This window comes from Fictibacillus gelatini DSM 15865 (assembly GCF_000430745.1).
Classification (GTDB): Bacteria; Bacillota; Bacilli; order Bacillales; family Fictibacillaceae; genus Fictibacillus_A; species Fictibacillus_A gelatini.
The window spans coordinates 1-18,531 of the sequence record NZ_AUMP01000047.1 but is presented as its reverse complement, the minus strand read 5'-3'; the positions used below and the strand labels follow the sequence as shown (position 1 = coordinate 18,531).

23 protein-coding genes are annotated in these 18,531 nt (G+C 37.4%); 12 read left to right on the top strand and 11 right to left on the bottom strand.

Annotated features, from left to right (window positions below; genetic code table 11):
* The 3 genes from H538_RS26380 to H538_RS0116555 all read left to right on the top strand — a co-directional run.
* Window positions 1–860: conjugal transfer protein TrbL family protein (locus tag H538_RS26380; protein ID WP_161627212.1), on the top strand; the 860-nt coding region annotated here is incomplete at its 5' end.
* A 3-nt stretch (window positions 861–863) separates the two neighbouring features.
* Window positions 864–1,493 (top strand): hypothetical protein, encoded by a 630-nt coding sequence (locus H538_RS0116560; protein ID WP_026678553.1) that lies wholly within the window; start codon window positions 864–866, stop codon window positions 1,491–1,493.
* A 1-nt stretch (window position 1,494) separates the two neighbouring features.
* Window positions 1,495–1,896, top strand: coding sequence for a hypothetical protein (locus tag H538_RS0116555; RefSeq protein ID WP_026678552.1), 402 nt, complete (start codon window positions 1,495–1,497; stop codon window positions 1,894–1,896).
* Window positions 1,897–2,049: 153 nt separating this feature from the next.
* Here the strand turns inward: H538_RS0116555 and H538_RS25180 are convergent, their stop codons facing one another.
* On the bottom strand, window positions 2,050–2,664 hold the full coding sequence (locus H538_RS25180; RefSeq protein ID WP_051291527.1) for a hypothetical protein: 615 nt from the start codon (window positions 2,662–2,664) through the stop codon (window positions 2,050–2,052).
* Between the two features lie 334 nt (window positions 2,665–2,998).
* On the opposite strand from H538_RS25180, the gene H538_RS0116540 reads away from it, so the two are divergent.
* From H538_RS0116540 to H538_RS0116515, 5 genes are all read left to right on the top strand, one after another.
* Window positions 2,999–3,550 carry a TetR/AcrR family transcriptional regulator gene (locus tag H538_RS0116540; protein ID WP_026678551.1) on the top strand — a complete coding sequence of 184 codons (552 nt, stop codon included), beginning with the start codon at window positions 2,999–3,001 and terminating at the stop codon, window positions 3,548–3,550.
* Window positions 3,550–3,927 carry a quaternary ammonium compound efflux SMR transporter QacH gene (gene qacH, locus H538_RS0116535; protein ID WP_000121134.1) on the top strand — a complete coding sequence of 126 codons (378 nt, stop codon included), beginning with the start codon at window positions 3,550–3,552 and terminating at the stop codon, window positions 3,925–3,927. Before H538_RS0116540 ends, qacH begins: the two co-directional genes overlap by 1 nt.
* Window positions 3,928–4,580: 653 nt before the next feature.
* Window positions 4,581–5,249, top strand: coding sequence for a hypothetical protein (locus tag H538_RS25175; RefSeq protein WP_051291525.1), 669 nt, complete (start codon window positions 4,581–4,583; stop codon window positions 5,247–5,249).
* 359 nt (window positions 5,250–5,608) lie between these two features.
* Window positions 5,609–5,692 (top strand): putative holin-like toxin, encoded by an 84-nt coding sequence (locus tag H538_RS26780; protein WP_281172198.1) that lies wholly within the window; start codon window positions 5,609–5,611, stop codon window positions 5,690–5,692.
* Between the two features lie 403 nt (window positions 5,693–6,095).
* Window positions 6,096–6,686: a LabA-like NYN domain-containing protein gene (locus tag H538_RS0116515; protein ID WP_026678550.1), complete on the top strand. Its 591-nt coding sequence runs from the start codon at window positions 6,096–6,098 to the stop codon at window positions 6,684–6,686.
* Window positions 6,687–6,975: 289 nt separating this feature from the next.
* Here H538_RS0116515 and H538_RS0116510 read toward each other — a convergent pair whose 3' ends face one another.
* From H538_RS0116510 to H538_RS0116465, 9 genes are all read right to left on the bottom strand, one after another.
* Window positions 6,976–7,725: a hypothetical protein gene (locus H538_RS0116510; RefSeq protein ID WP_026678549.1), complete on the bottom strand. Its 750-nt coding sequence runs from the start codon at window positions 7,723–7,725 to the stop codon at window positions 6,976–6,978.
* 405 nt (window positions 7,726–8,130) lie between these two features.
* A complete protein-coding gene (locus H538_RS24145) occupies window positions 8,131–8,370 on the bottom strand; it encodes a helix-turn-helix domain-containing protein (protein WP_245595257.1) in 240 nt (79 codons plus the stop codon).
* A 93-nt stretch (window positions 8,371–8,463) separates the two neighbouring features.
* Window positions 8,464–8,736, bottom strand: coding sequence for a hypothetical protein (locus H538_RS0116495; protein WP_026678548.1), 273 nt, complete (start codon window positions 8,734–8,736; stop codon window positions 8,464–8,466).
* Window positions 8,737–8,744: 8 nt separating this feature from the next.
* Complete coding sequence (locus H538_RS0116490; protein ID WP_026678547.1) at window positions 8,745–10,031, bottom strand: type VII secretion protein EssB/YukC; 1,287 nt, start codon at window positions 10,029–10,031, stop codon at window positions 8,745–8,747.
* Window positions 10,032–10,068: 37 nt separating this feature from the next.
* The gene (locus tag H538_RS0116485; protein ID WP_026678546.1) at window positions 10,069–11,907 is read right to left on the bottom strand and encodes a VirD4-like conjugal transfer protein, CD1115 family; all 1,839 of its coding nucleotides are present in this window, start codon (window positions 11,905–11,907) and stop codon (window positions 10,069–10,071) included.
* A gap of 12 nt (window positions 11,908–11,919) precedes the next feature.
* The gene (locus H538_RS0116480; RefSeq protein WP_026678545.1) at window positions 11,920–12,606 is read right to left on the bottom strand and encodes a hypothetical protein; all 687 of its coding nucleotides are present in this window, start codon (window positions 12,604–12,606) and stop codon (window positions 11,920–11,922) included.
* Window positions 12,606–13,091 (bottom strand): hypothetical protein, encoded by a 486-nt coding sequence (locus H538_RS0116475; protein ID WP_026678544.1) that lies wholly within the window; start codon window positions 13,089–13,091, stop codon window positions 12,606–12,608. The genes H538_RS0116480 and H538_RS0116475 overlap by 1 nt, the downstream gene beginning before the upstream one ends.
* 442 nt (window positions 13,092–13,533) lie before the next feature.
* Window positions 13,534–14,211, bottom strand: a complete 678-nt coding sequence (locus tag H538_RS0116470; RefSeq protein ID WP_026678543.1) for a SprT-like domain-containing protein — start codon at window positions 14,209–14,211, stop codon at window positions 13,534–13,536.
* A gap of 64 nt (window positions 14,212–14,275) precedes the next feature.
* A complete protein-coding gene (locus H538_RS0116465; protein WP_026678542.1) occupies window positions 14,276–14,680 on the bottom strand; it encodes a hypothetical protein in 405 nt (134 codons plus the stop codon).
* A gap of 165 nt (window positions 14,681–14,845) precedes the next feature.
* Between H538_RS0116465 and H538_RS0116460 the strand changes: the two genes are divergently transcribed.
* Both H538_RS0116460 and H538_RS0116455 read left to right on the top strand, forming a co-directional pair.
* On the top strand, window positions 14,846–15,520 hold the full coding sequence (locus H538_RS0116460; protein ID WP_026678541.1) for a hypothetical protein: 675 nt from the start codon (window positions 14,846–14,848) through the stop codon (window positions 15,518–15,520).
* A 44-nt stretch (window positions 15,521–15,564) separates the two neighbouring features.
* Complete coding sequence (locus H538_RS0116455; protein WP_026678540.1) at window positions 15,565–16,305, top strand: hypothetical protein; 741 nt, start codon at window positions 15,565–15,567, stop codon at window positions 16,303–16,305.
* A gap of 33 nt (window positions 16,306–16,338) precedes the next feature.
* On the opposite strand, the gene H538_RS0116450 is transcribed toward H538_RS0116455, so the two are convergent.
* On the bottom strand, window positions 16,339–17,166 hold the full coding sequence (locus H538_RS0116450; protein WP_211235573.1) for a MerR family transcriptional regulator: 828 nt from the start codon (window positions 17,164–17,166) through the stop codon (window positions 16,339–16,341).
* Window positions 17,167–17,834: 668 nt separating this feature from the next.
* Here H538_RS0116450 and H538_RS0116445 point away from each other — a divergent pair.
* Complete coding sequence (locus tag H538_RS0116445; RefSeq protein WP_026678538.1) at window positions 17,835–18,017, top strand: helix-turn-helix domain-containing protein; 183 nt, start codon at window positions 17,835–17,837, stop codon at window positions 18,015–18,017.
* A 54-nt stretch (window positions 18,018–18,071) separates the two neighbouring features.
* Window positions 18,072–18,531: helix-turn-helix domain-containing protein (locus H538_RS24140; RefSeq protein WP_035351228.1), on the top strand; the 460-nt coding region annotated here is incomplete at its 3' end.

Here is an 18,531-nt window from a genome sequence, read left to right as displayed (position 1 = left end):
GTGAAGAAATGAGCATTTTTAATCCGGTTGACAGCTTTAAAGACATGTTGAACGAATTAGCCAAGGAATTCGGAAGGGTAGCAATGAAATGGCTTAAGTTATATGTTGTGAATCCAACAGATTTTTCCCAACATAAGTATTTAAATCAAATGTATGATTGGGTGTTCATCTTCGCTACAACAATCGCAGGTACTCTCCTAGCTTTTAATCTTTTAAAAATTTATTTTGAGGAGATGCAAGGCGGGGCAAGCCGGGGTTCATCGGAGGTTATCTGGCGATCAATTTTAGGGGTGGTTTTTGCTTGTTCAACCCCCTGGATACTAACGGATGTCCTATTAAAAATAAATAATCTATGGGTAAATTTCATCATCGATCAAGGATTAAAGCTGAATGGCAGTCAATTTATGAAATTATTGAATCCAACCCCTGGAGGGAACCTAAGCCTTACGTTAATGGTTTTAATAACCGTTGTTCTTTTTTTAGTTCTCTGTATTCAATATATCATCCGACAGGGTGAGTTGATGTACTTGCTTGTTTTATCTCCGGCGGCGTCGATTACAATGGTCAATGGCGAAATGAACATCTTTCCGGCATGGTGGCGAGAAGCATGTGCAGTAGTGTTTATGCAAGCTTTTCAAGTCACAGGGCTGTGGCTTATCTATAACATGATTGCGGGTGGTAGTGGACTAGCTGATTATATCAAAGCTTGTGGTCTAATATTTGTCTTGTTAAAAGGCCCCGGTTGGCTTCGCCAATTTATTTATTCTACGGGAGCCGGACGGGGGATGGTCAATGCGGCTGGCGGTGTTGGGAAATTCGCAATGTACAAGATGATGACCAAAAAAGCCCTTGGAGGTTAAAAGATGAGTGATGAAAAGAAAAAAATAAAACGACTTTATTTTATTATCGGTGTTTTAGCGATCGCTCTTGTTGGGGCGGTTGCCTTCGTTGTTGGTGAACGTTCTGCTCAAAAAGAAACTCCTACTAAAGAAGTAATTGCAGAAGGAGAGAAGAAACAAGAAACACCTCAAGAAAAAATTAGTGAAAATGATGTGAAAGCAGCCGAAAAAAAGGCACTTCAAGTATATAAATTTTTTAACAAGGGAAAAGAGATCAACAGCAAACAACTAGATAGATTCGTGAAAGCCTTTATGACAGATGACTTTCTAAAAAATTCTTATAAAAAACTAAAGTCTGATTTGGAATTAGATTTTGAATCGGGCACCACTTTAAGGGGATTAACTGGAAGTGAATACATTAATGATCCAACTCAAGGATGGTTAAAAGATATAAAAATAAAGCAATCTTTAATCGATGAAACAACAGGCACCATTAAAGTATTTGCTATAAGTAATGATAATTTTTCACATGAAAAAAGGACATATTGGACGGAATGGATAAAAGAAAAGGGGGAATGGAAGTTATATACAACTGATTTTTTTGAAACGACTGTTCCTCCTAAATCAAAAAAGAAATTCAATCAGGAGGGGTAATATGTCGGGGGTATGGAAAGTTGTTCTTTGCATTGTCGGAGGAATTATTGGATTAATTTTGCTTTATGGTTTTCTTTTGTATTTTCCTCGGGTATTAATGAGCAAGTCCACGAATGGTACCGCAGCCTTTTTGGATTTTAATTGGTGGAAATTTGGAACCATTGTTTATTGTGGCGTCCTCTCCGTCTTATTTTATAAATCAAGATACGTAGGTCTTGGGATCATTGGCCGCATTGGTTCTTGGAGTTATGGAGCGATTGCAGGACTTTGGCTGCTTTGGATGATAGCCGGATGGATATTGCCGCCGGCTGTACAAGGGGTAGCAAAATTCCTTACTGAAAATATAGGCGTGGTTCTTATTTTAGCCTTATTTGCAAGCATGTATTTTAGGGGAGATTATTAGTTGTTGCTGATCGGCGAGCCTTAAGGCTCGTTTTTCGTTTCTTAAAGAAACGATTATAGGGGGTAGAGATGTACATTTATCGGCAGAAAAATCAATGGATGCTACCTTTACCCCTTATAGTCCCAACTGAAAATAAAATGGGAAATCGATATTTTATAGATTTTTTAATTCAGCTAAATAGTTCTTTATCGCAGTTTCCACCATTTCATAAATGGTTTTGTCGTGGGTGGCAGCTTGAATTTTCAACTGCTTAAGCAATTTTTCATCGATATCAAAAGAGGCACGTTTCCTAACAACATTCGTTCTTTCGTTGGAACGTTCGTTAGTTCTTTTCTTGTTTAGTTCTTTCGTTCCAACCTTCGAACCTTCCAACGTTCCAACGTTTGTTCGCTCTTTTGTTGCCGTTGTAGCTATTTCTGCCTTGCCTTGATTTATTTCTTCCGTTCCAACGTTCGAACGTTGGAACGTTGGTTCTAACGTTTGTTCGTTCATTGGTTCTTTAGAACTTTCGTTCTTTCGTTGGTTAGTTGAAACGTTCGCCTTAGCTTTAGTTCGATTAATCCTTTTAGGTGGTGCAAAATCATAAATTGACTGATTTAGTACATTGTCATCACCGTCAAAGAACCAACCTTTTTTACCACTAATCGAATAACAACCGGCTTTTTTTAGTGCTTCCCTGGCGGGTTTCTCTCCCATTTCTAAATGTTCTTTTGCAATGTCGGCCAACTTCATAGTTTGGGTTAACTCCAAAAGTTCCCTGATTTTCATAAAACATATTCTCCTTCCCATTTTCAATTACACCCGTCAAAATTTGATAGAGGCTATTTTAATCATCCGATAAATGTTTTCTATGAGGGGTAGAGTCCTGAAAATGCGGATTTACAACGGTAATGTAATTTTCACCCATAAATAAAGCCGATTTTAAGAAATCGACTGTTGAACTAAAGCTCCCTTTACTTTAAGTACATTTCTTCACAATCTTTAGATTAATTTATTGGATTATTTTTATGTGAAAGAGTGATATTAAATAAGAGCTTTAATTCGATTGACAAAAAAACCGTCCAGACGGTATATTATATGTATCTAAGTTATGGAGGTTATTATGTCTATTTCAAAGCATGCTAATAAGAAAAAAAATATATTGATTGCTGCATCTGAAATTGTAAAAGAAGAAGGAGTTGTCAAACTCACATTAGAGGCAGTCACCCAAAGAGCTGGCGTGAGTAAAGGTGGATTATTATACCATTTTCCTAGCAAGGAAGCATTAATTAAAGGAATGGTGGAAGATTGGACAAATAATTATTTCGAATGCATTAATACGTTAGTTAATAACGACGATGATAACGCAATAGGAAAATGGAATAGGGCTTATCTTAAATCTACATTTTCCGATTTAGAAAACAATAATCTAAATTCCGCACTAATGGCTGCTATGTTTATTAATCCAGATTTATTAGATGAATTCCGGCAGAGATACGATATTTTGCATACAAAGTTAATAACTGATGGAATTGATCCTGTCAAAATAACAATTACAAGATTATCCATAGATGGTCTTTGGTTTTCAGAAATATTTGGAATGGCACCATTAAATGAAGAACTAAAAACACAAGTTTTTGATGAACTAATAAACATGATTCAGGAGGACGAATAATGTCATATCTATATTTAGCACTTGCAATAGTGGGGGAGATTATTGGCTCTTCCCTATTAAAAGCATCTGAAGGCTTTTCAAAACTCTATCCTACAATAGGGGTAATAATAGCTTTCGTTGGTTGTTTTTTCTTTTTATCCTTGTCGCTAAAAACAATCCCCTTAAACACTGCATATGCATTATGGGCAGGTTTAGGACTTGTTTTGACTACAGTAATTTCAGTTTTAGTTTGGAAGGAAAAACTTAACATGGCTAGCATTGCAGGAATAACACTGATTCTTGTAGGCGTTGTAATATTGAATTTGTTTGGACCAGGACATGGAGAATCTGGTCATGAAGCAAGCGAAACTATTACAATGAATGAGACAATGGAATAACACATAAAAAAGTCCTTCTTAATAAAGAGAAGGACTTTTTAGCTTAATTAAGGGTATTTTTTGAAGTCCTTATTCAACAAACCTGCGTACGTTAGTTTAAGTGTATCACTTCACAATTCCAATAGAGTAGAGTTTATTGAGACATAATGAAATTAGCGTTTTAAATGACTTCTGACTGTCTCATAAGACTTGTATCAAATGCTTACCGTTGTAAATCCGCATTTCCCTGACGCTACCCCTATGAAGCATTAAAATATCCTTTTTAAAATATTAGTACGTGAAATTTTTAAGGTTGTAATGGAAAAACCGCCCTTTGACAGGCGGTTTTCCAGGGAGGTACTCTAAATAACCCACGTTAGTAATATTGAAATTACCAAGGCTTCAATGATTAATATAATAACCATTTTTCCCTTGTTGATGTTTTCTTGCTTTAAAATTAATTTTTGTCCTATGTAATTAAATAAGAACAATATTACGAGAGTAAAAACAAATGATAAGATAAAGTCGCTTTTCAAATTATCCCTTCTCCTTTTAAAAAAATTCTATTATGATACTCATTTACTAAATTTTATCACAAAACCTATTGGAATGATTTTGGTAATATGTTATATTCATGAAGTGTAAAATACATATTTAGGAAGGAGTCTATTAATATGAGGAAATTTTTGAAACATATTCCACAAGTCTGTATGGCTCTGGTTGCGTTCGTCTCCATCTTTACTTTTAACGGAAATAGTAAAGCGTTCGCTGAAGAAACTCCTGCTCAACCAGAAGAAACAAATTATTTAACTGACGGAGAAGTTTTAGAATTAAATATTGCACTTGAAAAATTGAGACAGGAAGCAAATGAAAAATTAGCTAATCATGAAGAAAAATTCACAGTGTCCGAGGATGTTAGTTTTTCAGACAAGCCTATTACTTTTTCTTTTGATGCAAATGATTCAAGCTACTCCGGGCAATCTCCTGTATTAATGTCAAAAAATAAATCAATGGTATCACAAGCTAAAGCTGCTACCGGAATAAAATATAAAGCTGAAATTAATAATACAAAGGGCTTTAACTTTTCCCATAAACTTTATGGCACATTCACTGTAAGTAGTGGAAAAATAAAAGGTGCCACTAAACATGTAGATTTAACAGGATGGATGTATGATAAGTCTCATATCACAACTATAGATCAATTGGATCCAAGTGTTTGGGAAGTTGATAGTGTTGGAACTTTTTCAGCATTAAAGTATTTCAAAGAATGGAAGACTCATATTATTGTTAAACTTTTGGGTAGTAAAGATTATCGAATCACAAAATTAAGTCTCACTAGTTAACTTTTATGGGATAGAGAAAAGTTGCCGTCACGGCAACTTTTTTCTTTTGCACGCATCTTAGTTAGGAAAAAGAATACAAACTGATTTCTCCCTGGCATAATCATTCGTTTTTTCATTTATTCCCGAAGATTGGCCAAAATTAAACGTCCGTATTTTAAGATGACATGATGGGTTGTCCATTCAATCGAGTTTCATCTTAAAATAGAGCGTTTCTCTGCACGTTAAATTTAATAGAATCGCGGAATTTCAACATAAATTTTCCATTAAAAATGATAAAATAAAAAAGCAATAGATTCGGCTTTTCTCAAGGGCAGGGGTCGGCTCCACTCTCCTTTTTGATCCGAAAGGAGGTGAAGCCTATGACGGTAGCAGAGGCAATTTCCATCATGATTAGTTTTGCCACTTTAGTTGTCGCTATACTGTCGTTTCACCAAAAGAAATAGACTGCCCTTGAGACCTACGAAAACTCTTTAAGGCAGTCTATCAGCACAAGCCGATTCCCACCGAGGGAAACCGTCTATTGCATGACCGTAGGGTTGTCCCCCCTGCGGTCATTTTCATGTTATTCATTTTGCCGAATTCTTATGTCCATTATACAATAAATTCAAAAAATCTTGTACCATTTCTGATACAGGTGAAAAATTCCGAAAATTTAAGAAAAGGTTGCATTCTATTACAAAATATGTTTATAATAAATACAACAATACTGATTTTGCTTAATAACCTACGGGTTTGCGAGTATAATTTAAGGGTTATTATTAGCTAAGGCTTTGTAACCAATCAATAGTGAACCAAGGAGGTTAGGTACGCCTGACCTCCTTTTATTATATTCACCGGAGGAAAAATATGGAAAGAGTAATGATTTTTATTGATGCTAATAATTTTTATCACGCTTGCAAGCATTACTTAAATCAGCCACCAAAATATGACTTTGAAAAGTTGTGTAACTTTATTGTTAATAAACGTCCTAATCGCCATTTATTGCGTACATACTTTTATACAGTAAACGAACCGGTACAAAATGGGATTATAGGATATCTAAAAACTGTACCACGGACAACAGTAAAAATGGGAACCCTTTTAAAAAATAAAATTCCTCAGGTGGTGTTTGACCCTAGCAATCCAAAAACATACGTAGCAACGGAAAAAGGAACCGATGTTAATTTAACAACAGATTTATTAATTGGCGCTTACATGAATAGCTACGATACAGCCATAATTATTAGCGGAGACACAGACTATATGACTCCTATTGAAGAAGTGAAAAAAATAGGCAAGATAGTAGAGGTAGTCATAACAAAAGGTCAGAGTACAGATTTAAAAAAAGTTGCTGATGAATATTTCGAGTTAGATGAAAAAGCATTCGAAGAAATCTGGCGTGGTGAATATATATCAAAGAAAACGAAAACACCTTCTCAAGTTGGTTCTACCACTTGATCATTTAGAATTAATTGATATTCAATAACACCAACGAAAGTGAATCGTAACAAACCTAAAAAGTGTATATGATATACATTCTCAGTTGACATAATGCTAATTTTGGGAAGTAATGAAATTTTAAAAATCCAGCTCTATCAAGGGTTTTAACAATTGATTGTTTTACCCGTTTATGCAAGATTCTATACATCATTGATAAATCAAGGGTTTGGCCGTTTTTAAAAAATGGCCAAACCCTTTAGTTTTGTATAAAAAAATGCATAAAACGTGTTTGAAGAAATACTAGATTTTAAGGTAAATTATTGTTGAGTTTCAAAGACCAAGTATCACTTGTATCCTTTAAAGTACAGCTTGAGGTTACACCAATAGCATGTCCAGCAGATAAAGCTACATAATCAAAAGATACTGAATAATCAAAGGTTGAGCCACTAGGATAGTGTGTTGACGTTTGGGTTCCTGCTGGCCAGCCAGTGGTTCCTAAAATAACCTTTTTGCTGGAAATATAAACTTGGGGATCGGAATTCGTCCATCCACCTTTTCCTCTAGTTACTTTAGCGTAAGTAAGCCCATCACTCTTTACCGTTTGCGTATAATACATCGTACTATAAGCTTTAACACTATAAGATGGATCCCATTTTGATCCATTTTGGCTACCAGAAATAGATTCTATTCCAACATCAGCAAAGCTTGTAACTGCAATATTTCGGACTTCTGTGTCTCCTACCTTTTCTACTTTTAAAATTTGAGCCGTTTCGTATTGATCTATATCAGTATTTTTTGCTTTTGCAGATTTATTCTCAGGAGTAAGTTTCCATTTAGCCCTATTATGTAACGGATCTAAAACGGAAATATCGGAAACACCATTAACTGCTTTTTTGTATAGCTTGTTTATGTCCTTTTCCTCTTTTGCCTGATAAATTACTCTTGGAGTTTCTTTGTTACTTTTAATTTCATGGTCATTCGAGGCTGCATTCGCGGGAGCAGCGGCCAATAAACAAAATAATGAAAGTGAAGTCAAAGATGTCAATGCTTTTTTCATAAAAACCCCTCTTTTCCTTCATTTGGATTTTTGTTACAACTTAAGATTAGAACAAATTTTTTGAAATTTCAACAATATTTTTCCAAAACTTTTCGACATGGAAATTATAATGGAACTAATCTATCAAAAAAAAGGAGGCCAAAAAAGGCCTCTTCTTTGCTTTCTGATACTATTTGAAATAATTGTATAATAGAGAACCGACTACGATAAGAACTAATATTAATAACATAAATCCTGGTTTCCCTAAAAATGCTCGATCAAAAGTATCCTGTTGATCTTGATTGTCATGTTTGTCATTTTTCATAATTTTTTTCCCCCGTATTTCAGTTTTGAAAGCCCCAAGAACTAGAAGTTTATTTATATTTCTCCAAAAAGAATTAAATACCTTTATTAGTGGATTAAGACTTAAAACTGAACAATAAGGGTGATTTCCTCCGGCTTTTCGGGTGACCATTTGATGTATTCTTTGTTAGCCAATGATTTAAGAACTTCAAAAATCCCCCCAGGTTCACGGCCAGTCCATAGGCATAGCTCCGCAATAGAAGGGGTTTTTTGATAAAAGGAACAATTGACTAGGATTCGCTGAATTTTGCGTTCAATATCGGGAAGTGGATCGCTTTCAAAAATCATGGTCATCACCTCCATTAAAAAAGAGCCACCTAAAAGGGGAAAGGTGGCATACAAAAAGGGGATCAATTTCTAGAACAAGTGTTCCCTTTTATGGTATTTGATTTCGAATTAATTGTCAATATCTCGCCTTTTACTTGAACCAGGAATACGATCACCGTCAATCACGTTTTCAATCTCACTAAAGCTAAAATACTCTTCTTGCGTTTTGTTATCGTCAAGCACGCACCAAAATCCATTATTATCAATATCAGTTATTGTACCATGATAATAAAGGTCTGCCCCTTTTTCATTTTCATATAACCATCGGACAACAACCGTAACATAATCACCTTTTTTATATGGAAAATCACGTTGGACATTATCTTTAAAAGAAACTTTCATATGTCCTCTCACCTCTTTTTCAAATTCTTTATTCGTTTCTTGATAGCATCCATTTTCTTTTTCTTCTTATCCTTAGATAATTTCTTGTCTGAATCCACTTTTTTCAAATAGGCTTCCTGAACTTTAATTTGGAGAGGAACATCTTTAATATCCGTAGCGACTTTCCATGCAGTTTCGATGTCTCCTTTTTCTAAGTAGCTTTCCCCTACTAATTTTTTCGCTCTTTGATCGTTTACTCCTTTGGCCAAATCTATAGCCTTATTATAATCCTTTTGCTTAAAGGCTTGCTCGATATCGGAGATTTTCTTTTCAAGCTGTTTTTTAGCGACATCATCTTTTAATGCCGGATTGAGTTTAGCGGCCGTCTCCCAGGCCTCCGGATTGTCTAACAAAAAATACTGATGGGAAAGGATTTCCTTATCATCCTTAGTTAAACCATGAACGGATTCGAATTTTTTAATGGCCTCTTGCGGCTTATGAGCAGCGGCCAACCGATAACCCTCGAGTAACATTTCTTGCTGCTGCTGTTTCTTTTTACTTTCTTTTAGATCGGCTTGGAGCCCTGACTTTATAGGCTGCACCTCGACAAGGTGAGTTCCAATTCCTCCGGTAGCTGCGCCGATCATGATAGCGAAAAGAGCAGCAGCACCCGGCATTTTAATGCCTTTCCCTTTCTTTTCTTGTTTCGCTAAAACCCGTTGTTGCTCCTGTTCGCGAAAATGGGCGATGGCCTGCTGAAGCCCCTCTATCGATTGAGCCTTAATGATCGATTGCACGATTTCATCTTTTACGGATGCAAACGGCTCAAAGCCTTGATTTTTAATTTCGTTATAGTCTTTTTTGGTAAAGAGGGAAAGGATGAGAGCTTGCAACTGGAACATTAAAGGGATAGCTTTAAAGCCGTTGGCCGGCATAACGTCTTTAATTGCTTTATACATGAATTTAACCTTACCGACACCTGAATAAAAAATATTATTCGGATGAATAATGGTCGTCAATTCATCCTCTAAATGGCGGATTTCGAGGATATCCTCCGAAATCATTAATTTTAACAGGAAATCCCCTTTTCTCTTTAAGAGATTAAAAGGGTGGTAGCCTTCCGGCACCTCATAAACAATCTTTAAATAATGGTCGTCCTGCCGGAGATCGGTGACAGGCAGAAACATGGAATGTTCCTGCCTTAAAACCCGTAATTCGTCAAGGCTTTCTATCCGTACTTTTTGCCTTGGAATATCATAGATCACTTGGTTTCCGTTAACTGTTAGCGTGCCATCACCGAACATTTGAGGTTTCATCATAAACACTCCTTTATATAGAATTTTTTTATATAAATTAATCCCAGTACGGCAGCGCTTCTTCGTTTTCTTGTCTTTTCTCCTTATTCTCTTCTTGTGGCTCTTCCTGTTGCTGTGATTCCTCTTTTTCAAGAAGGGCTAAAGCCTCTTGTGGGATAAACTCGCTGTAGTCATCATCTTCTCGTTGAAACTCAAAAATATTAGACAATGACGCGCTTTCCATTAAGGCTTTAATTTCAGGGATATGGGTATAGTACGCCTTTTTAAGTTTTAATGGATGGGAGCCAGGAACAAAGACAATGAGTGTATCATCGGCTTTTCGGTTTAATTCATCCGGCGTTTCTAGGTTCCGCTGAATATACGAATACGACTCACCCATTGATGTTCCATTACCCGATTCCGTTTCCGATTCATTTTTAATTCGCATGGTTGTGGTTCCCAGAAGATCGGAGAAATATTTAGTACTGTCGTAATCGTTAGACCCAAGGAAAAGGCGAATATCGCAGTTATCAATGATTTCTTTTCGGCCATTCGCACCCCAGTCTTTTTCCAATTGACTTAAGGATTGAATCGCGATCGTTACAAATATTCCGTAGCTTCGGCAAACTGAAAGCTCTTCATCAAATGAAGAAATTCTACCGATATTCGCAAATTCATCGATAAGAAAACGGACGGAAACAGGTAAACGAATGCTTTCGAATTTTTCAGCTTCCGCCTTCAATTGCGCGAATAACAAGTAAAAGAGCGTGGAAGATAACGGTCGTTTAGTTCGGTCAGCCGAAGGTACCAAAATATATAAAATGGTTTTTTCTTTTCCAATATCTTCAATGCGGAAATCACTGGTACAAGTGAGTTTGCTAATTTCTTCATATGACCATAGGTCAATGGCCGATTTACTTGAACCCCACAAAATAGAGCGTGTTTTTTCATCAAAACTCATAAACTGACGGAACTTCTTTTTGACAATATGCCGTTCGTCAATCGGCTCAAAGAGTTTCCCTATTTCTTCAATCGTGCAATTTAAAATGTTGAATACACTCGTTAAATTTTGTTGTTCTGGTGGTAGAAAATATTTCACATAAAGAATAACGGAGGCGATCAAAATGGCTTCATTCATTTCCCAAAACTTATTTTCTCCCCCCGTCGCTGTAGAGTTATTTAATAACGCCTGCCCGATTCTTAAAGCATCTGTATCATGATTCACATAGTCTAATGGATTAATCCGCATGCCTTGATATGGATTTTTAAAATTTAATACAAGAACCCTATATCCTTGCTTTCGTTTAATATCGGCCGTATCGCGGTATAACTCCCCTTTAGGGTCAGTCACGACAAGTGAATCTCTGGTCGTGTTTAAAATGTTCGGGATAATATAAGACTTCGTTTTTTGGCTCCCTGATTTCCCAAATAGAGCCACGTTTCGGTTTTTAAAGCTTTTCATATGATGGACGACAGGTTTTCCTTTATGCAAACCGACAATCGTTCCTTCATTTTCAAATCCGATAGAGAAATCCATATGATTTTCGATTTCTTCATCTGTTGCGTAGCGTGCCGATCCGTAAGCCGCATAGTCGGAAGCGTCTTCGGCTTTGTGTTTCCGGCCTTGCCATAATTTTTTACCAAATAAAAATAGGAATAAAGCTAAAAACACTAACTGTGCTTTTACAAAGATCGGAGTTTGAAAACTTTCCCTTATGAGGCGTATAGGGTTTAAAAGATAATCGTGAAGAAAACTGATTCGACTGGCTGCAGCCGGATTGTTTAGAACCTTAAGCGACAACGGAACCCCAGTAACTAATAATGCAAACACATAATCTAGAAATAGGGTCATCAATAATGCCACGGACAATGCGAGAATTATTGGTTTCCTTTTCATGTTATCCTCCTCCTATCGTGAACGGTCTATCTGATTTTTGGCCATTTGCCGTCTGTATTCTTCTCGCTGCAGTTCTTGTTCCATATTCCGTTTCAGTTCACTTAACAAAACATCGATATAGTCGTTTCTGGTTTTTTCCTTCTGTTGCCGTTCCCATTCCAAACGGCGCTCCTCTCGTTCCCTCTCTAACTCTTTATCGAGGTCAAATCCTCGAAGCCGGTTCTTTTCTTCTTGAAATAGCTCTTTGAATTTCGCCCGGTCTTCTTCGCTAAAATTGAGGCGCTTTTGTACGCCGTCCCGGTCTTGATAAACGGCTTTGACAACGACATGCACATGAGGATGGGTTTCATGCCAATGCTCGGCGGCAATCCATTCTAGTTTCCTTCCTGTGTCCAGTTCATAATTTTTCATGATATTTCGAATCATTTCCTGATAGTCGCCGCGCTCAAAATGGCTTTTTTCCCACTCCCAACCTGACATTGAAAACAAAAGGGAATGCGAAACAGCGACACTGGAATGCCTCGTTTTCTTATCGTCTAAGTTATCTAAAAAGGCTTTGACATCGGCATTATCCCTTTGAGCGTCAAAGGCTCCGCCTCGATCGGTCGCCAATTCCCTCGAACGAAAAGCGATATATTTCACATGTTCTCGGCTGTCATCTAAACTTTTTCGATAACGATGCGAAACAAAGCCAGCCATTACAATTCATCATCTCGCTTTTTGGCTCTCTCTTTTTTCCGTTGATTGATGTCTTCTCGCGCTAATCGTCTAAAACGCTGCAACATGTCGTCTCCTTCGGAACGGCTGAAACCATCTACCGTTGAAAATCCATCCTGCCGGACTAATTGATGCTGAAAAAAGCTCGTAATCACCTTTTCTATGGTTTTTGTATTTTTTACATACATGGCCGGAATGGAATAGAGATTTGCTTTCACATCCACATCGACATCATTAATCATGGCAGCGACCCGATCAATTTCTTTTCTAATTGTTCGTTTCACCATGTCCTCTAGCCGAGGGGCAAATAAATCTTCGAGCAACATTTCCCCATCTTTTTGAATGTACATTTCCATTAACTGCTCAACGACATGGGAATATTTTTGTTCCTTTTGATCACACAGTTTTTTAAATTCGCTTAAAATTTTTGAATCAATTCGGAACGTGTCCTTTACTTTGACTGCCAAATTTTCCGCCTCCTTCCCTTTGTCTATGACCCTAGTTTAATGGAATTGGTAATAAACTGTAAATAGGACTTAAATCCTGTTTTGCCATACTTCAAATACTTGATATAACTAAATTCAAAACAGTTTGCCATACACTATTAAACTATCTGCCATCTTTTCAGACCTTGCGTAGCAAGGCTTTTACACCGTCTGCCAGACGGTTTTATCTCTGCCCCCCGTAATCAGCTTCGCTGATCGGGGTGGGGGGCGCTTGCTCTCCCCCCATTTGCAGTGCAAAATAGGTGGGAATGCTCCCTTCATTTTTTGAAGATTAATATTCAGAAAGAAAAAGAGTTTTTGAGAATTAATATTCAAAATGAACTCGAGAGTTGAATATCAATATTCAAAAAAAGAGCAATTGAAACCGAATGTTCAACTGCTTGAGCAAGTGAAAAATTGAAGATTAATCTTCAATTTCTTTTTCTTCTTTTTCCATTTTTTGATCACATTCCCCGCATTTAATAAAAATATTGTCTTTCGTTGATCGAACGATTAGGCCACACTCGGGACAAACCCATTTAAACGATTTGGGCTTTTTTTCCTCTCCTTCGTTTTCTCCCTCTTCTCTTTCCTTTCCTTCCTCTGGTGAGACGATCACACCGCGGCGGGCGATGGAAAAGGCGCTTTCGTTGATTTTTAGTTTACGGATTTTTTCTTTCGTTTCATCCGTTAGTTTCGGATTGTACCAACCGTATTTTGCATCAGGCTTATCATGTTCAAAATAAAAGCCCCGGCGTTCGGCTTCTTCTTTGAAGCGCTTATTATGATACGTTCCGCCTCTAGATGTGTCTTTTACTCCGTTAACGGCGTTGTAAAGGTGAACCATTTCATGAAGCATCGTGTCCATTGTCTCCATGAATTCAACATCGAGAAATTCGGCAGCGATATTAAGTTCATATTTCCGGATTTTCCCCTCTTTATCGCTCCAAACCTCTTTTGACGTGCACCAACCCATTGCTTTGCGTTTTCCACTCGATTGAATGGTGATCGCAGGCTCCGGCAATTCATTATGAAAAAAGGCTTTATTTAACTTTTGAAACGCTTTATGCAGTTCATCAATCGCCATTTGAATGTTTGACATCGTGGATTCCTCCATTATTGAATGATTGCCATAAAGGCAAGTCAGCCCGCCTTAAGGCGGATCATTAAGCAAGTCGGCTTTTGAGTTTGGCCAATAACTGGTTATCTACTCGTTTAGGCTTGTATCCCATCCGATCAATGAGAATGCCTTCAATGACCTTCATACGTTTGGTATACAGGCGGTATTGTTCCTCTGCGAAGGTTAAGGTATCTTTATCGATTAAAATGTCTTCTGGGGCTTTCTGAACCGTTCTCATGAGGTCATACGCGTTTGTGCGTTCTTGGCGGACTAATCGCAGCAAAAGAAGGAGATCATAGGTGTGAAACGTAATCAGTTGGCCAAACGGCAGCTCGCACATGTCAAGGGTGACCATATTTTTGACTTTTGGCCGTATCTGCCGCAACGGCGCACCGCAAAAATCACACTGCACATTCCCTTTATTATCCGAACGGCAATAGGAACAGATCATAATTGAACCTCCTTTAACCCTTGTGTTCTCTGAATCTTCCTACTATTAGTATACCATTTCTACGACCATTTTTGAATATTAATATTCAAAAATTAAGTGGGTTTTAAACATTGTTTTTTTGCTCGCTCGCTGTAAAAATAAAAGTAAAAAGAATGGAGAACAAGCATGCCAAAAATTAATCGAGGAAATACAGGGAGCCTTGAAGTGAGGCTTTCAGCGAAAGCACACGAAAGGCTCGATCAATTGAGGTTCAATTTAAACTTGAGCAAGCCCGCCGGAATCTTGTTTTTACTGCCTTTTTGCATGAAAACAGAGCGAACGGTTGTTGATATGATTAACTTGGAAAACAAATACATATTAGAAAAAAAGTCGATTATGTGCAAAGCGCCGGAATCCCTTATTATTCGCTTAACTTATTTAGCGGAACAGTACGAAATGAGCCGTAATCAAATGCTAGGCTACATCCTTTCCGATCAATTGGAAACGCTGCCCGATGACCATTTTCTTTTACGAAAGCATGGGGAGACAGAAAGCGAAAAAGCGCTGATCTTTTTGAATCGTGACTGTCACGAGAAGCTGCTCACCTACTGCGAGAAGCACTTTATCACGGCCAATGGGTTAATCTCTTACGCGGTTTTAAAGGGAATGAATTACCGTTTTCCTAAATACGAAACGAATGAACAGGAAAAAATCTTTACCTCGCTGCCCCATTATATTGTGCAGCATGTGAAAGAGAAAGCAAACTGGCACAACATCGCCGATTTCTTATACATCGAGCTATGTTTATATGAATTACTGTATCATGATGAGGCCTTTTTGTATCACAGCAGCTTAGGCTAAAGACACTCTTTTATTTGATTGGTCAGTCTATAAGGAGGACAATTATGGAAAAAGCAAAATGGTGCGCCTATTGCGGGCATTTGCATGCTTTAACTAAAACAATTGAACGTCCAAATTCTTATATAAAAAGCTTCGGTAAATATATACATGTATGCCTTTCTTGTATTAAAAAACATAGATTGGAGCATTTACCAGAATACACCCCTTCAGAATTACAAAAATTTGTAGATGGCATGAGAATGAACGCTATTGTTCCGACAATTTTGATGAGTGAAAATGGCGAGGAATATTTAACCTTTCACAATGGACAAGGAACATTACTAAGCACAAAACAAATGGAATTTATTGCAAATGAATTATTAAAAACAATCAAACTAAATGGTTTGGATGAATTTATAGAGGAAGAGAATCAAGACAATTATATGAGTAGGCGTTTTTTAAGTGATCCTGAGAACAAAGATAAGTATCTAGTTCCTTTTGAGGGTTTGAATATCAAAAGAAAAAGGTTCAATATAAATAAAGTCTGGGGATTTACTTGCGGAAACTGTTCCAAGAAAATGTCTAGCAAAGACGGAGGCGATTATTTTACAATCAGCCCCAATTGGCCATTTACTGGGAAAACGGAAAGAGCTTGTTCTGAAGGATGTATTAAAGTCATTGCAAAAGAACGGATAATTGATTGGATTTACTCCAGTTCATTTCAGCGGTATTTCGATTTAGAGAAACTGGACGAAAGATTAATCGAATTCATAAAAGGGGAACGCCAGACATTAAGGAAATTCTAATCCTCGTTTTGCTGGCCCCCTTAAGAGTGCTAGTTACTCGTTTCTTAAACGTTTGTTTAGATGCGCCTCAATGTAATCGGCAATAAACCGATCTTTCTTTTCTAGGTCTTCTTCCTTTCCGAACCATCCGGATTTTTTCTGCCGTTCGGTGGCCGGCTTTTGCCGCCAAAGGTTTTCGGCTTCATCCCGTAGCATGATCTTGGTCACTTGAACTTTCATTTCATCCTCTTCCGAGGATGTTTTTTTCTTGCCCAGGGCGGAGTTGGATTCAACGTAAGTGCGAAAGAGATCGGTTAACTCTTGGATTCGCTCCTCTGCAGCTTTGCGGCGGCGCGCTTCCTCTTCTTTTTCCCTCTCTAACCGTTCAATCATGCTCGCCATCGCTTTTAGCTGCATATCCACTTGATCGAATCGGGCTTGAGCCTGTTTATCTTCTACATGAAGAGGATTTTTAAGCTGCTCTTGGATCTCCGACATGTTTTCTTTTATTTGTATGAACCCGGCGGCGATTTCTTCAAAGGAAGCCTTAATGCTGTCGTTTAACATACGCTCTAAAGCAATTTTCATCATCCGATCAGCTTTCTTTTGCTCCTGATCTTCCTCTTTTTGTTCCAACAATTGGTCTTTCACCAGTTCCGTTCTTACATCATCAAAGGTTACTTTTGTTCCATTTTTTTCACCTTGGTCAAACATTTTTTTGATTTTCTCTATTTTTTTCCATTCGTAGTCTGGAATATAGCGCGAGTTGGAACGTTTATCATATTCAACAAGACCTTTATCACACCATAATCGAAGCCGGGGGACGGTAATGTCATGAAGCTTTGCGACTTCTCCAATAGGGCGCCATTTTCCATTGTCCATTTTTTCACCATCTTCCCTCAATCGTTTTTTACTCTTACTCAATCACATACGATCTGAATTGAAAATAGAATCAATTTAATTATAGCTTGTCTTAACTTATTTTAAATAGATTTTAGGCTTAGTTAAAGATAAATGAGTTTTGATTTTTCAGCAGTTAAATTATGGTATGTGCTAAATTGTCCTATTTTAAAATCCGGCCAAAAACCTATTTAAGAAAGAACGCTAATCAGCCAGTCACCTGCGACAGCAGGTCGGAACGCAGTGGAGAACCCTTTAGGGTTGACGCCCGGCGTGGGTACTGCACCAACACTGGAGAGCCAAAGGCGATGGAGGGCGTTTTTTCCCGACACGCCTTAACGCCAAACGGCGAGTGTGCCCCTCAAAGGTTGAGGGGGTGGGGAGTTTGATTGGACGAGCACTAGTTCGGTACTAGAAAATTATAGTACTTTTCCCGAGCGCCATTGTCCTTTAAAATTTAAACCAAAGTGTTATAATAGAAACGTATGTTCCTGTGTCTGAAATTTAGGAATTTAGTCATGTTCAAAAAAAGGTGGTAGGTCTTTCCTCTTATTTTCCACAAATAACCTTGATAATTGTTTCCATTGAAGCTAAAATGTAATCAGTGGGGTTCATTAGTTATCAATAGAGATCAAAAGGGAGGTGCATTAATGGTTGAAAAATTTGATGAAGAACTATTAACACAATCCGAATTATGTGAATGGTTAAAAATTGGAAAAGCAACAGCTTATCGTTGGCGTCAGGAAGGAATGCCTCATATCGGAAGTGGAAAAGCACTCCGATATCAAAAAAGCGAAGTTATTAAGTGGCTTGAAGAGAGAGGAAAAAAGTAAAAAAAAAGCCCTCCCTTTAGACGACGAAATCTAAAAGAAAGGACGGCTAATTTAATGTCTGAAGAAAATTATATCACAAGTTCCAAAAGAAATATAGAATTTGTAGATCAACCCGATCACATAGAAGTTGAAGATCAAAACGAGGTTAATTTTGTATTTCTGGAACACGCTGTTATTGACTCACTTATTTTTAGTGATATTTATGAAAAAATGGTTTATATCGTTCTGAAGAGATTTGCTAATTTTAACTCTAAAGAAGGGTGGCCAAGTATAAAAAGATTAGCGCAACTCGCCGTATGTAGCGAAAACAAAGTGAGATCATCATTAAAGAAACTTGAAGAGAAAGCACTAATTAAGGTAACCATAAGAAAAACTGGTGACCAAAATCTTTCCAACAAATACACGATCTTAAAAATTACTGAAGAATTAAAGGCAATGAATTATAAAAACCTTGAGGATAAAGAGGAAAAAGGGGTACTTCACCACGTGAAGGGGGGTACTTCACCACGTGAAG